Below are 13311 nucleotides of genomic sequence, written 5' to 3'. Positions count from 1 at the left end.
TTTCCCCTGTTGTATCGGTAGGGAAATTCTGGCCGAAGGGCAGGTCAATGCCTAGCGCCCACTTTCCACACAAAACGTCAGGAACCTGCCATTGTGGCAACCGCCAATGCCACTTGTCGCAATTCGGCCCTGCAACGGGCCTGAAACGGCGCTATTTGGCCTTCTGGCCGGTTCTGGCTTTCGGATCTGCGCCTGCCTTGGCCTGCTTGAGGCTTTCGCACAGCTCGGCAGGCAGGTATTCGCGCATGGTCTCGATGAAACGCCGCAGGCGGGCCGGCTGCAATCGCGACGGCGCATAGACCAGGTGCACCGGCAACGGCGCCGCCTGCCAGTCGGGCGCCAGCAGCACCAATTGGCCGCTGGCCAACTCATCGCGCAGCGCCCATGCCGATGCAATGCCCACCCCCAGGCCCAGCACCGCCGCCTTGCGCAAGGCGTACAGGCCATCGGTAGACAGGCGCGGCTGGATATCAAAGCGCGCCACCTCGCCGGTCTGCGCATGCCGCAGGCATACTTCGTCGCGGTAGAAGGTGCGCAGCGCCAGCCAGGGCAGGCGGGCCAGCTCGGCCGGGTGCTGCGGCACGGGGCCGCCCGCCAGCAATGACGGCGCCGCCATGACACTGCGCGGCACTTCGCCCAGCTTGACCGCCACCACGGAGGGATCCGACACCGGCCCGACCTTGATTGCACAATCGATGTTTTCCGCCACGAAATCCGGCACCCGGTCATGCAGCAGCCATTCCACGCGCATGCCCGGATATTGCTGCAGGTACTTGGCCAGCGGCTCCATGAACTGGTTTTGCCCGAACGCATGCGGGGCCACCACCCGCAATGTGCCGGCCAATTCCTCCCCCGCGCCGCGCACATCGCTTTCGAACGATTGCCAGGTGGCCATCAGCGCCTTGGCGCGTTCATAGCAGCGCTGGCCGTCGTCGGTCAGCCGGATGGCGTGGGTCGAACGCTGCAACAGGCGCACCCCCAGCGTCCGTTCCAGCAATTGCAGCCGGCGGCTGACCGTGGGCTGGGTGGCGCCCAGCTGCAGGGCGGCGGCCGACAGGCTGCCGGCCTCGACGATGCGCACGAAGGTTTCGACCAGCAGCATGCGGTCGGTGCCGGTCGCCGAGGCGAGCGCGGGGGCAGGATCGGGTTTGGTCATACGCCCATCGTATAACGGATCTACTCCGGCGATGGCTACCCAAGGCGACCACGGGCGCGCAGAATCTGCGCCATTCGCACGTTGCAGTGCATCATTCCGAACGGATCCCCCATGCCCCCCGACGCTCACGCCCATCCCGCTCCCCAGGAGCTTTCCGCCCGTCTCGTGCTGTTGCTGGCCATTGGCGCCGGCCTGGCGGTCGCCTCGCTGTATTACAACCAGCCCATGCTCGGCATCCTGGGCGCGGACCTGCACGCCAGCGCTGCCGAACTGGGCTGGATTCCCACGTTGACCCAGCTTGGTTATGCGTTTGGCATATTGACGCTGGCGCCCCTGGGGGATCGCTACAACCGCAAGCGCATCGTGCTGATGAAGGTCGCCGCCCTGGCCGCGGCGCTGTTGCTGGCCGGCCTGGCGCCGTCGGCCGGCGTGTTGCTGGCGGCCAGCTTCGCCATCGGTCTGTCCGCCACCCTGGCGCAGGACATCGTGCCCGCCGCCGCCACGCTGGCGCCCCCGGCCCATCGCGGCCGCATCGTCGGCACGGTCATGACCGGCCTGCTGCTGGGCATCCTGCTGTCGCGGGTGATCAGCGGCCTGGTCGCCGAACAGCTGGGCTGGCGCGCCATGTTCCTGGCGGCCGCGGTGTCCATCCTGGCGCTGGGCGGGGCCCTGTGGCGCGGGCTGCCCGCCTTTGCGCCGACGACCCAATTGCCCTACACCGAACTGCTGCGTTCGCTGGGCAGGCTATGGCGCCAGCACGGCGAGCTGCGTCGCGCCGCCATCGCACAAGGGCTGCTGTCGCTGGGCTTCAGTGCGTTCTGGTCGACGCTGGCCGTCATGCTGCATGGCGCGCCGTACCACCTGGGCTCGGCCGCGGCCGGCGCCTTTGGCCTGGCCGGCGCCGCAGGCGCTCTGGCCGCCCCGCTGGCCGGGCGCCATGCGGACCGGCGCGGCCCGCACGCCGTCAGCCGCCTGGGCGCCGCGCTGACCGCGCTGTCGTTCGCCGTCATGGCGCTGCTGCCGCTGTTGTCGCCCCAGTCCGGCCTGTGGCTGCTGGCGGCCAGCACCATCGGCTTTGACCTGGGCATCCAGGTGGCGCTGATCGCGCACCAGAGCATCGTCTACGGCATCGACCCCGCCGCCCGCAGCCGCTTGAACGCGGTGCTGATGGTCAGCGTGTTCATTGGCATGGCAGCTGGCGGCGCGCTGGGCAGCCTGGCGCTGGCCAACTGGGGCTGGCTGGGGGTGACGGGGGTGGCCACGTTGGCGGCGGGCGGTGCGCTGTTGCTGCGCGTGCTGCCGGGCCGGCTGCGCCTGCGCCGCCGCGCCGATTGCCCGGCGTGATGCAGGGCTGACGCCGCACCGCAAAAAAAGGCCGTCAGCACTGCAATGCAGCGCTGACGGCCCGATTCGACCGGATGACGAACGGAATCAGGCGTCCGGCTGGTTGATCTGCGAGGCGTCGATGATTTCCGCCACCAGCACCGTGCCCGGGCCGTGCAGGAAATACTCCGACTCGGCCGGCTCGCGCAGTTTCATGTAGCTGGTTTCACCGATCTGCATCGTGTGGCCCGCAGCCAGCTCTGCGCCGCTATCCAGCAGGTACCCCATGATGTTGTTGAACATGCCGGAATACAACTCGCCCTCGTGGTGGCCTTCGGCCAGCGCGGCGAAATCCGGCAGTCCGAATGCGTCGGCGCCATAGGTGCGCATCCAGACGCCTTCCGTGCCCTCGACCTCGTATTTCACGAAACCGCAGTACAGCATGGTCAGCGGCAGCGAACGCAAGACGTCCAGGCTTTCGTCGCCCATGGATTCACGTGTGAACACGCCAGCCGGCAACGAGGTGTGCGCATGCTCGTTCAGCACCGCCACGCCATTGAAGTCCGACAGCGCGCCGGCCACCGCGGCCAGCGCCACGTACTGTTCCAGCGTGTCTTCCTCGAAACCTGCGTAGTACAGCAGCACATGGCTGACATGCGCGCGCACCTTTGCCTTGACGTCTGCCGGGTAGTGCGCCGGGGCCACGCAGGCTTCCATCGATTCCTGCGGATAGGGCGCATTGAAACCCACCAGCCGCACGACGTGCTTGCCCCAGCCGACCATGGCGAGCAGCTCGGGCATGTCGGGTTCGATCTCGGCGCGGGCCTGGCGCATGTCCGGGTGATAGGCCCGCAATGCGGTGGTCAGCGCATCGGCCGTCAACGCCAGCGGGGCGCTGAACACCACTTGCAGGCTGAGCGGATCCTCAATGGCCGGATTCGCGGTCAGTGCGGCGGCGGCAGGAGATTCATTGCGGCCGAAAAAGCGGGAGATGAGACTCATGGTGGGGGGGCAGACCTGTCCGGAGAAAGCGGGGATGCTATCAAGCCCTGGCGACAGGCTGGTCGGCCATGTGCAACAAAACTCGGCTACGCGAAACGGGACGTTAGATTTGGCGCGAAATCAGGCCGTGTTTCACGCCACCCCTATCATGTCGCGCCCTTGCCCGTCCCCGCCATTCACTTCAATTCGCGCGTCGCGCCGATCACCCGCAGCGTCGGCATCAACTGGCGCCAGGCATCCTTCGGAATCGATTCGGGCCGCTTCAGTTCGGCCGCCGCGGGATCGTCCAGCCGTTCGCCCTTGCACGCAAACACGATGCTGTTGGTCATATCGTCGTCCACCACCTCGAACATCGACGCGCCGAACGACGCCCGCACCCGATCCAGATAGTCGCGATGATCCGGATGGTTCAGGTGGAAATTGATCACCAGAATGCCGTCGTCGCGCAGCGCCTCGTAGCAGTCGGCGTAGAACTCGGCCGAACACAGGGCATCGGGAATGCCCGCGTCGCCGAAACCATCCAGCAGCAGCACGTCGGCCGCGGCCCTCAAACCACGCAGATGGTCGGCCGCGTCGGCCTGCACCACCCGGAAGCGGGCATCATCACGCGGCACCAGGAAAGCGTCGCGCAGTGCGATCACGCCGGGGTCGATTTCCACCACCTCGATGCGCGAACGCGCCAGGTAGCGGTAGCAGAACTTGGCCAGCGAGCCGCCGCCCAGGCCCACCATCAGGATGTCGAGCGGGGCGGGCGTGAACAGCACGAAACCCATCATCATCCGCGTGTACTCGAGGTCGAGCGCATCGGGACTGAGCGTGGACATGCGGCTCTGGATGACCTTTTCCGAGAAATGCAGGGTCCGGGTGGTGCCGGATTCCTGGATGAAGGGGCGCAGTGAGGGCTCGCCAGCGGCGCCAGACGGCGTGGATGGCTCAGGCAAGGAAGGGGACGGATGGTGTCGGGACATGGACGCAGAAGATACCACCGCCAGCGTATCCCCCCGATTGTCGGACGGATTCCCCGACGGAAACGTAAAGAATGCCGGCCGGCCTGCCGTACATAAGGGCATGAACACGCTCCTGGATACAGATAGCCCCTTTTCTCCGGCCACGCCCCGCCCGGCGGATGCGCGCGCCGCCGACAAGCGCGACGCGGATGCCGCCGCCGACCGTGACAAGGAACAGGCGCCCAAGGAGCTGCCCACGTCGTTTCGCGTCGTCTTGAGCGACGACGCGCTGGAACGCGCCGACAAGGCACGCAAGGCCATCGCCCAACTGTCGGCCAGCACGGTGCAGTCGCGCCAGGACCAGGCCCGCAGCCGCGTCGAGCAGATCAAGCAGCGCATCGAGATGCTCAAGAAGATGCTGATGCTGCTGGGCAAGGCCGCGGCCAAGGCCATCCTGGTCGAACTGCGCCAGTTGGCCGGCGAACTCGGGCAGGCGGCGGCAGCCTTGAAAGACGGCGGCGGGGCCTCAACCATGGGTGCCAGCGTGGGCCCGACCCCCGCGCCCGTGGTGCACGGAGCCGCCACACCCGCCATCGGTGCCGCCATGGGCGCCGCCACGCCGGGCGGCGAGGGCGGGTCGGCCGAGGCCTCGACCGCGTCGGCCGATGGCGCGGCATCCCTGTCCAGCAGCGCCGAGCGCACTGCGAGCCAGGCGCCCGCCGCGACCTCCCGCGCACTGGCGGCCTATGCCGCCGGAGAAGCCGCCGCAGGCAACCACACCGCCGAAACACTGCCGGCGGACGGTACTGGGGCAGCCCATGCTGCAACAGCGGCCAACGCCAACACGGCGCAAGACGCCCGCGCCGCCCGCGAGGCAGCCGCCGCGTCAGTCGATGCCGCCCTGGGCAATCCAGACCCCACCGACGCGGACCCGGACAAACCGTCCACATCCGCCCCCGAATCCCGCCAGGAACAACAAATCGCCGACAAGCGGCGCCAGGACGACGCCCAGTCCGTCCGCGACGCGATCCGCGCCTTGAAGGAACTGCTGGCCATGGTCAAGCGCAAGCTGCGCGAACCCGACGGCCACGAACCCAGGCAGGCCGCCGACGTCCAACATGCGTTGAAACAAGCCGAACAAGCCGCCCAGGCGCTGGACGGCGGCGCCTCGGTGACGGTATCGGCCTGACCCATCACGCCTTGAACGTGACCCACGGCTTGAGCCGCGCCACCGACCGGATCAGCCCCGCCTCTTCCTGCGCTTGCAGGACGGGGCCGATCGGCTTGTAGGCGTGCGGCGCCTCTTCGATGCGGCGCTCTTCGCGCAGCGTCACGCATTGCCAGGTGCCCGGCGAGGTCTCGTGCCGGGTCCGGCGCACTTCCTGCCGGCGCATGCTGCGGCCCGCACCATGGCTGCATGACCACAGCCAATCCGCATTGCCCAGGCCCGTCGCCACGAAACTGAAATCGCCCATCGACCCGGGAATCAAGGCCAGGTCACCGGCCCGCGCGGGCGTCGCGCCCTTGCGGTGGATGTTCAGCCCCTGCTCGCGCAACACCATGTTATGCGGCACGTCCACGACCAGGCGCGAGCGCATGCCGCCGATCGTGGCGTCCAGCTCCTGGCGCACCATCTCGCCCAGCACCATGCGATTGGCCCAGGCGTAGCGGGCCGCCGTGCCCATGGCCTGCAGGTATTCCTGCGCCAGGGCGCCAGACAGCCCATAAAGCTTGCTGTCCGGGTGCTTCAGCCCTTTGGGCCACTCGGCACGCGCACGGTCCATCCAGCGCGCGCCCACGTGAAAGCCCACATCGCGCGAGCCCGTGTGGATCATGACGACGACATCGCCCTTCACCAGGCCGGCCGCATAGGCCGCATGCCGGTCCAGCACCTCGTCGACGATCTGCAATTCCACGAAGTGATTGCCGCCACCGGTCGTGCCCAGACCCGGGTCTCGGATGGTCTCGCGGCCATCCACCATGCCTTGCGGCGCATAGCGGGCCGCGCTGTCGAAATCCGACAGGCTGACGCACTGCGCCAGTTCGGCATGCAACTGATCGCGCTGCACGCCCGCCCACAGGCCCTCGGCCGCAAGGCTATCGAGAAACGCATCCGGGCTGTCATCGAACAGCGCCTTGAACGCCTTGCTGGGAACCGGCACGTTGCGGCCGTTTTCCAGCAGCACGCGCGTCAGCCGGCGTATCAGTTCCGCCTTGAAGGGTTCGACCGCCGTGTGCGCCAGACCGGTGGTCAGCAAACGCATGCCGCAATTGATGTCCGTGCCGACCGCCGCCGGGATGACGAAGCCGCTGTCGGTCGCCACCACGGTGCCCACCGGCGCGATGCTGCCCGGATGGAAATCCGGCGTTGCACACGCTTTGCAGACGCCATGGCCGGCATCGGGCGAACGCACCGACGCAAACGCAAGCAGTTGATGTACGGCCTTTTCCTCGAGAGGAAGCGCCGCGGGGAGAAGAACAGACGCTTGCGCCTGTTCATTGCTCAGGTGGTACACGCCATGCTGGTGTTCCACCTGGATGCCCTGCCGTTTCAGGGCGGATTTCAAACGGGAGATGTTCTTCACTTTCGCTGCCATCAAACAGGTACAGAAAGGCCTCCGTGTTCCGGAAGGCGTTGTACCCCCAGCAGCAGCGCCAGGAGGAGGCCGAAGTGTACAGAGAAATTCTCGTATGCGGTAGGTGAAAAACCTAAGTGACACTGCCGGCCACCCTCCCTTATAAAGTCCATATTATGAACAATTGACCATATAAAGGACACGCATGCCGCTAGACAGCCACGACGAACAGCCCCTGATGCCGTACCAGTACCCCAATCCGTCCGACGCCCTGCCCGAAATCGTGGTGCCCAGCGCGATCCCCGACGACGAACGCGTCTGGGTGCCGCAGGCCGAGAACGTCTGGTTCCGCCCGCTCTGTCTGAACGCGAGCCAGGGCTACTGGACCAACCTGCTGCGCGTGCGCAAGACCGGCGTGCTCAGCCGCCACCGCCACCCGCAGGCGGTGCACGGCTTCGTGCTCAAGGGCCGCTGGCGCTACCTGGAACACGACTGGGAAGCCACGGAAGGCAGCTATGTCTTCGAACCCCCCGGCGAAACCCACACCCTGTACGTGCCGCCGGATGTCGAAGAAATGATCACGTTCTTCCAGGTCAACGGCGTCATGTACTACACCGACCCGTGGGGCAAGGGCATGGGCTACGAAGACGTCTTCACCAAGATCGACATGTGCCGCAGGCACTACGAAGCCGTCGGCCTGGGCGTCGACTACGTGCAGCAGTTCATTCGATGACGGCGGCGGCAGACACCCGCGCCCGCTACGACTTTCGTGGCCACGTCGCCGTGGTGACGGGCGGCGCGGCCGGCATCGGCGCGGACATCGTCCAGTACCTGCACGACAGCGGCGCCACCACCGTCGCCTGGGACCTGGCGCCCTGTCGCAACGGCCCGGCGGCGCACAGCCTGCGGGTCGACGTCACCGACCCGACCAGCATCGACGCCGCAGTGCGCGATGTGGTCGGCCGGTACGGCCGCATCGACGCCCTGGTCAACAGCGCCGGCTTTGCCGGCTCGACCGTGCCGCTGGATGCCTACGACCCCGACGAATGGCGCCGCATCATCGACGTGAACCTGGTCGGCCTCTTCAACGTCTGCCGCGCCGTGGTGCCGTTGATGCGCGCGGCGCAGCACGGCCGCATCGTCAACATCGCCTCGCTGGCCGGCAAAGAGGGCACGCCCAACGCGTCGGCCTACAGCGCGGCCAAGGCCGGCGTCATCGCGCTGACCAAATCGCTGGGCAAAGAACTGGCGGGTAGCGGCGTGCTGGCCAACGCCGTGGCGCCCGCGGCCGTCAAGACCCAGTTGCTGGAACAGATGGACCCCAGCCACGTGGAAACCATGATCGCCAAGAGTCCGCTGCGCCGGCTGGGCGAACCGCGCGAGGTGACCGAACTGGTCGCCTGGCTCTGCTCGGCATCGTGCAGCTTCAACACCGGCGCGGTATTTGACCTGTCGGGAGGACGCGCCACCTACTGACCGCGGCACCTGCATACAAAAAAACCCAAGGAGACAACGCATGAAACCTCGTACGACTGCCGCGCTTGCGCGGTGCATGATCGGCGCCGCGCTCGGCCTGGCCGCATTCGGCGCCCACGCCCAGGGTGCGGCCTACCCCGCACGCGCCATCGAACTGGTGGTGCCCTTCGCCGCTGGCGGCGGCACCGACGCCATGGCCCGCGCCTTCGCCGACGCGGCCCGCAACCACCTGCCGCAGACCGTAGTGGTGCTGAACAAGCCCGGCGCCTCCGGCGGCATCGGCTTTGCCGAAGTGGCCGGCGCACGGCCCGACGGCTACAAGCTGGGCCTGGTCACCGCCGACCTGGCCATCATTCCGCACCTGGGCATCAGCAAGACCACCTACGACAAGTTCGTCCCGGTGGCGCAGCTGAACGCCGACCCGTCCGCCATCACCGTGCGCGCCGACTCGCCGCACACCACCATCGAAGGCTTCATCGAAGCGGCCAGGAAAGACAAGGCCGGCCTGCAGATCGGCAACGCCGGCACGGGTTCGATCTGGCACCTGGCCACCGCCGCCTTCGAAGACAAGATCGGCGCCAAGTTCAATCACATCCCCTTCAACGGCGCCAACCCCGCGGTGCTGGCGCTGCTGGGCGGCCACATCGATGCCGTGGCCGTCAGCCCCGCCGAGGTCGCCGCCTACGTCGCGGCGGGCAAGCTGAAGATGCTGGCCGTCATGGCCGACCAGCGCGTGCCCGGCTTCGAGAACGTGCCCACGCTGAAGGAACGTAATATCGACCTGTCCATCGGCACCTGGCGCGGCATTGCCGCCCCGCTGGGCACGCCGCCGCAGATCATTGCACAGCTGCAATCCGCGGCCGCCAAGATCGCGGAAGAACCGGCCTTCCGGCAGACCCTGGAAAAGCAGAACCTGGGCTACCGCTATGCCGATTCCGCCGGCTTCGAAGCCACCATGCGGCGTGACGACGCGACCTTCAAGGCGCTGATCGACAAGCTGGCCCTGCGCCAGCAATAACCCGGCGAATCACGCTGCAACCCGGGGCGCGGCCTGGCTGCGCCCCGCACCTTTGGAGAGACAAGACATGGATCTGGGCATACAAGGCAAATCGGCGCTGGTGTGCGGCGCCAGCAAGGGCCTGGGCTACGGCTGCGCGCTGGCGCTGGTGCGCGAAGGCGTGCACGTGCTGATCGTGGCGCGCGGCACCGATGCCCTGCAGGCGGCCGAACGCCAGCTCAAAGCAGCAGCCGCCCACGGCGCCCAGGTTCGCGCCATCGCCGCCGACATCACCACCGAAGCCGGCCGCGCGGCGGTCTTCGGCGTGCAGCGCGACTTCGACATCGTCGTCACCAACGCCGGCGGTCCGCCGCCTGGCGATTTCCGCGACTGGGACCGCGACGCCTGGATCAAGGCCGTCGACGCCAACATGCTCACGCCCATCGAACTGATCAAGGCCACCGTCGACGCCATGGCCGAACGCGGCTTCGGGCGCATCGTCAACATCACCTCCAGTTCCGTGAAAGCGCCGATCGACGTCCTGGGCCTGTCCAACGGCGCACGCAGCGGCCTGACCGGCTTCGTGGCCGGCGTGGCCCGCAGCAGCCTGGCCGCCCGCGGCGTCACGATCAACAACCTGCTGCCCGGCGCCTTCGCCACCGACCGCCTGAACGCCACGCTGGCCGCCACCGCCGCCAAGACCGGCCGCGACGCCGATGCGCTGCGCGAGGCCCGCCAGCAGGCCATTCCCGCAGGCCGCTTCGGCAACGCCGAAGAATTCGGCGCCATCTGCGCCTTCCTGTGCAGCACCCAGGCCGCCTACATCACCGGACAGAACCTGCTGGCCGACGGCGGCGCCTACCCCGGCACCTACTGAACTCCATGACCTACCAACCTGATCTCTTCCAAGGCAAGACCGCGCTGGTCACCGGCGCCACCCAGGGCATCGGCGCCGCCATCGCCAACCAGTTGCAGGCGCTGGGCGCCCGCGTCATCGCCACCGGCCTGGATGCCGGCGACGGCTCGCTGGCGTCCGGCGTGCGGGTCGAACTGGCCGACTCCAGCAAGCAGCAGGACGTCGACCGCCTGTTCGGCACGCTGGACCGCCTGGACATCCTGGTGAACTGCGCCGGCATCATCCGCCGCAACGCCGAACACGACCTGGACGTGTTCGAGCAGGTGCTGGCCGTGAACCTGACCGGCACCATGCGTACCTGCGCCGCGGCGCGCCCATTGCTGGCAAAGCACGGCGGCGTGATCGTCAATACCGCATCAATGTTGAGCTTCTTCGGCGGCGCGCTGGTGCCGGCGTACTCGGCCAGCAAGGGCGGGGTCGCGCAGCTGACCAAGTCGCTGGCGCTGGCCTATGCGGCCGAGAACATCCGGGTCAACGCCGTCGCGCCAGGTTGGATCGCCACCCCGCTCACGCAGGCGCTGCAAGACGATCCCGCGCGTTCCGGTCCGATCCTGCAACGCACCGCATTGGGACGCTGGGGCCTGCCGGCAGACGTGGCCCGCGCGGCGGTATTCCTGTGTTCGCCCGCGGCCGGCTTCATCACCGGCCATATCCTGCCGGTCGACGGCGGTTACCTGGCGGCGTAACGCAGGCCGGGGGTCGGAATGGCTGGCCTCAAGGCGCTTCGGCGCTGTACGAGGCCGGCGTGTCCTGCAACAGCCGCGAGATCGACCGGCACGCCTCGAGCAGCGGCGCCACGTACTTGCGCTGCACGTCCTCTTCCTGGCGGAACAGCAAGGTGCTCACGCTGATGCAGGCCACCGGCGTGCCTTGCTTGCCGAAGATCGGCGCGCCAAAGCAGCGGATGCCCGCTTCCTGCTCTTCGTCGTCGATGGCCCAGCCCCGCTCGCGGTACCGCTCCAGCTGCGCGCGCAGCGCAGCCAAATCGGTCAGCGTCTGCGGCGTGAAGACCTTCCAGGGCTGCGGTAATTCGCGCAGCAATTGCTCGCGCGGCGCGTCGTCCAGAAAGGCCAGATAGGCCTTGCCCACCGAACTCGAATGCATCGCCACGCTGGTGCCCACGCGCGAAGTCATGCGCACCGCCTTCGGGCTCTCCAGCTTTTCGATATAGACCATCTGGTCCGCATTGGGCACCGCCAGATGCACGGTCTCGCCCGTGATGTCGCGCAAGCGTGTCAGGTCCGCCATCGCCAGCAGGCGCAGGTCCGACCGCTTCCAGCTGCGATTGGCCAGCTGGATCAACCGCGGCCCGAGTTCCAGCCGCCCCGACACCACGCTCTCGGACAACAGGCCTTCGGCAATCAGCGCATACACCGTGCGGTACACAGTGGGACGCGGATAGCCGGACGCCTTGCACAACTCGGCCACGGTCATCGCCGTATCGCGATCAGCCACCAGCTGCAGCAGATGCACGAACTTGGAGAACGCGGCGGTGCCCGCCACCTGGGCGGTGGCGGGCGCTGCGGCGGAATCACCGACTGAACTGGAGGATCGCAAAGCCCATCAACCTCTGGATTTACATAGAACTGCAGAATTAGACACCCGAATCCGCGCTCTGGGCGTTCGACTGATCGGCCTGACATCCAACCACCCCGTCTGGGCCGTGGCCGATATGCAGGGGCTTGTCGTAAAGATAAATACCTAAGACTTTGTTTTTATTGACTTTTGGGTGAATTCAGTAGAATATTCAAAAAACATCCAAATTTCTTATAAATCATCATCTTATGCAATTACCCGCATTCCAGGAGGTGCCCGAGGACAAGCTGAAGCAGATCATTGATGCACAGCAACTCCATGCCAGTTATCGCTCCGCCTTCGAAGAGTCAAAAAAGTACCTGGCGCGTCTGACCTGGGAGAGGTCGGGCGGCACGGACTATCTGATCAGTACACGCTACGACCACGGCGTTCGGCAGCGTAAAAGCCTAGGCCCTCGAAGCGACAGAACCGAGGAAATCCATCGAATTCACACCGAGCGCTCGGAAGCCAGCCGCCAACGCTTGAGTTCGCTGACGGCCAAGCTGGGCAAGCAGTTGAAAATCAATCGGGCCTTGCGGCTTGGTGATGTACCTGCACCCGTCACCAAGGTCTTGGCTCAAATTGAAGCCGCCGGTTTGGCCAGGAAAATCATCACAATCGGAACGAATGCCATGTACGCCTATGCCACGGCAGCCAGCGTTACATTCGCTGATGTCATCATGGCTACCCAGGATCTGGACCTGCTCTGGGACAGCCGGTCGACGCTGAAAATCGCCAGCCCGGATCCCAAGGGGCTGCTGGGCATCATTCAGCGCGCGGATGCGTCGTTCGGCAAAATGGAAGGCAGGCCTTTCACGCTGATGAACAACGACGGCTACCAGGTCGACCTGATCACACGGAATGAAGGCTATCAACACTCGGAGCCCGGTCAGGTCTGGGCCAATACCGAAGACTTCTGGGCCGTGAAAGTCCACAACATGGATTGGCTGCTATCGGCGCCGAAGTTCGAGCAAGTGGTCATCAGCTCCAGCGGCGACATGGCGACCATGACAACAGTTGATCCCCGCGCGTTCGGTCTGTTCAAGTTATGGCTGAGCGAGCAGAGCGATCGAGACGCCGGCAAAAGGCGTCGGGACTACCTTCAAGCCACCGCGGTATTCAAACTGGTTCAAGCGTGGCTGCCTCATCTATCCCTGAACGATATCAAGCCGATTCCGGAGCGGATTCGAGCACGGGCTCGAGATCTTTAGCATCGCGATGCGCTTGTCGTGAGAAGCACTCGACTCGACGTGACCCTAACCCCGAATTAGTCCGGATCAGAAGTAGAGATTTCCGGCTCATTGAGGTTGGTACTTTGGCCGCTGGCCAAGTGCTGGCGCGCG

General features: G+C 66.4%; 13 protein-coding genes. 8 read left to right on the top strand and 5 right to left on the bottom strand.

Features of this window, described 5'->3' with window-relative positions:
* Positions 1-151: 151 nt before the first annotated feature.
* Positions 152-1156, bottom strand: coding sequence for a LysR family transcriptional regulator (locus tag AC3WMR_RS24630; RefSeq protein WP_492265966.1), 1005 nt, complete (start codon positions 1154-1156; stop codon positions 152-154).
* A gap of 111 nt (positions 1157-1267) precedes the next feature.
* Between AC3WMR_RS24630 and AC3WMR_RS24625 the strand changes: the two genes are divergently transcribed.
* Positions 1268-2500, top strand: coding sequence for an MFS transporter (locus tag AC3WMR_RS24625; protein WP_492265967.1), 1233 nt, complete (start codon positions 1268-1270; stop codon positions 2498-2500).
* Between the two features lie 87 nt (positions 2501-2587).
* On the opposite strand, the gene AC3WMR_RS24620 is transcribed toward AC3WMR_RS24625, so the two are convergent.
* Both AC3WMR_RS24620 and AC3WMR_RS24615 read right to left on the bottom strand, forming a co-directional pair.
* A complete protein-coding gene (locus AC3WMR_RS24620) occupies positions 2588-3481 on the bottom strand; it encodes a DUF4261 domain-containing protein (RefSeq protein WP_492265968.1) in 894 nt (297 codons plus the stop codon).
* A gap of 176 nt (positions 3482-3657) precedes the next feature.
* Positions 3658-4422: a fused MFS/spermidine synthase gene (locus AC3WMR_RS24615; protein ID WP_492265969.1), complete on the bottom strand. Its 765-nt coding sequence runs from the start codon at positions 4420-4422 to the stop codon at positions 3658-3660.
* 127 nt (positions 4423-4549) lie between these two features.
* Between AC3WMR_RS24615 and AC3WMR_RS24610 the strand changes: the two genes are divergently transcribed.
* Positions 4550-5617, top strand: coding sequence for a hypothetical protein (locus tag AC3WMR_RS24610; protein ID WP_492265970.1), 1068 nt, complete (start codon positions 4550-4552; stop codon positions 5615-5617).
* 4 nt (positions 5618-5621) lie between these two features.
* Here the strand turns inward: AC3WMR_RS24610 and AC3WMR_RS24605 are convergent, their stop codons facing one another.
* Positions 5622-7013: an RtcB family protein gene (locus AC3WMR_RS24605; RefSeq protein WP_492265971.1), complete on the bottom strand. Its 1392-nt coding sequence runs from the start codon at positions 7011-7013 to the stop codon at positions 5622-5624.
* Positions 7014-7209: 196 nt separating this feature from the next.
* Between AC3WMR_RS24605 and AC3WMR_RS24600 the strand changes: the two genes are divergently transcribed.
* The 5 genes from AC3WMR_RS24600 to AC3WMR_RS24580 all read left to right on the top strand — a co-directional run bounded on the left by AC3WMR_RS24600 (position 7210) and on the right by AC3WMR_RS24580 (position 11079).
* Positions 7210-7737: a 2,4'-dihydroxyacetophenone dioxygenase family protein gene (locus tag AC3WMR_RS24600; RefSeq protein ID WP_492265972.1), complete on the top strand. Its 528-nt coding sequence runs from the start codon at positions 7210-7212 to the stop codon at positions 7735-7737.
* Positions 7734-8480 carry an SDR family NAD(P)-dependent oxidoreductase gene (locus AC3WMR_RS24595; protein ID WP_492265973.1) on the top strand — a complete coding sequence of 249 codons (747 nt, stop codon included), beginning with the start codon at positions 7734-7736 and terminating at the stop codon, positions 8478-8480. The genes AC3WMR_RS24600 and AC3WMR_RS24595 overlap by 4 nt, the downstream gene beginning before the upstream one ends.
* A 40-nt stretch (positions 8481-8520) precedes the next feature.
* The gene (locus AC3WMR_RS24590) at positions 8521-9498 is read left to right on the top strand and encodes a tripartite tricarboxylate transporter substrate binding protein (RefSeq protein ID WP_492265974.1); all 978 of its coding nucleotides are present in this window, start codon (positions 8521-8523) and stop codon (positions 9496-9498) included.
* Between the two features lie 67 nt (positions 9499-9565).
* Positions 9566-10354 (top strand): SDR family oxidoreductase, encoded by a 789-nt coding sequence (locus AC3WMR_RS24585; protein ID WP_492265975.1) that lies wholly within the window; start codon positions 9566-9568, stop codon positions 10352-10354.
* Positions 10355-10359: 5 nt separating this feature from the next.
* Positions 10360-11079, top strand: coding sequence for an SDR family NAD(P)-dependent oxidoreductase (locus AC3WMR_RS24580; protein ID WP_492265976.1), 720 nt, complete (start codon positions 10360-10362; stop codon positions 11077-11079).
* Positions 11080-11107: 28 nt separating this feature from the next.
* Here AC3WMR_RS24580 and AC3WMR_RS24575 read toward each other — a convergent pair whose 3' ends face one another.
* Complete coding sequence (locus tag AC3WMR_RS24575; RefSeq protein ID WP_492265977.1) at positions 11108-11950, bottom strand: IclR family transcriptional regulator; 843 nt, start codon at positions 11948-11950, stop codon at positions 11108-11110.
* A gap of 227 nt (positions 11951-12177) precedes the next feature.
* Here AC3WMR_RS24575 and AC3WMR_RS24570 point away from each other — a divergent pair, with 227 nt between their 5' ends.
* Positions 12178-13179: a GSU2403 family nucleotidyltransferase fold protein gene (locus tag AC3WMR_RS24570; RefSeq protein ID WP_492265978.1), complete on the top strand. Its 1002-nt coding sequence runs from the start codon at positions 12178-12180 to the stop codon at positions 13177-13179.
* Positions 13180-13311: the final 132 nt, after the last annotated feature.

This window comes from Achromobacter sp. FW305-C-28 (assembly GCF_058783235.1).
The sequence above is the reverse complement of the archived record's forward strand: the minus strand, read 5'-3'. Positions and strand labels throughout refer to the sequence as shown.

Excerpts from the sequence above, each read along its gene's own strand:
- AC3WMR_RS24630 (WP_492265966.1), bottom strand. The coding sequence starts at position 1,156 with ATGACCAAACCCGATCCTGCCCCCGCGCTCGCCTCGGCGACCGGCACC.
- AC3WMR_RS24585 (WP_492265975.1), top strand. The coding sequence starts at position 9,566 with ATGGATCTGGGCATACAAGGCAAATCGGCGCTGGTGTGCGGCGCCAGC.
- AC3WMR_RS24620 (WP_492265968.1), bottom strand. The coding sequence starts at position 3,481 with ATGAGTCTCATCTCCCGCTTTTTCGGCCGCAATGAATCTCCTGCCGCC.
- AC3WMR_RS24600 (WP_492265972.1), top strand. The coding sequence starts at position 7,210 with ATGCCGCTAGACAGCCACGACGAACAGCCCCTGATGCCGTACCAGTAC.
- AC3WMR_RS24610 (WP_492265970.1), top strand. The coding sequence starts at position 4,550 with ATGAACACGCTCCTGGATACAGATAGCCCCTTTTCTCCGGCCACGCCC.
- AC3WMR_RS24625 (WP_492265967.1), top strand. The coding sequence starts at position 1,268 with ATGCCCCCCGACGCTCACGCCCATCCCGCTCCCCAGGAGCTTTCCGCC.
- AC3WMR_RS24570 (WP_492265978.1), top strand. The coding sequence starts at position 12,178 with ATGCAATTACCCGCATTCCAGGAGGTGCCCGAGGACAAGCTGAAGCAG.
- AC3WMR_RS24595 (WP_492265973.1), top strand. The coding sequence starts at position 7,734 with ATGACGGCGGCGGCAGACACCCGCGCCCGCTACGACTTTCGTGGCCAC.
- AC3WMR_RS24590 (WP_492265974.1), top strand. The coding sequence starts at position 8,521 with ATGAAACCTCGTACGACTGCCGCGCTTGCGCGGTGCATGATCGGCGCC.
- AC3WMR_RS24580 (WP_492265976.1), top strand. The coding sequence starts at position 10,360 with ATGACCTACCAACCTGATCTCTTCCAAGGCAAGACCGCGCTGGTCACC.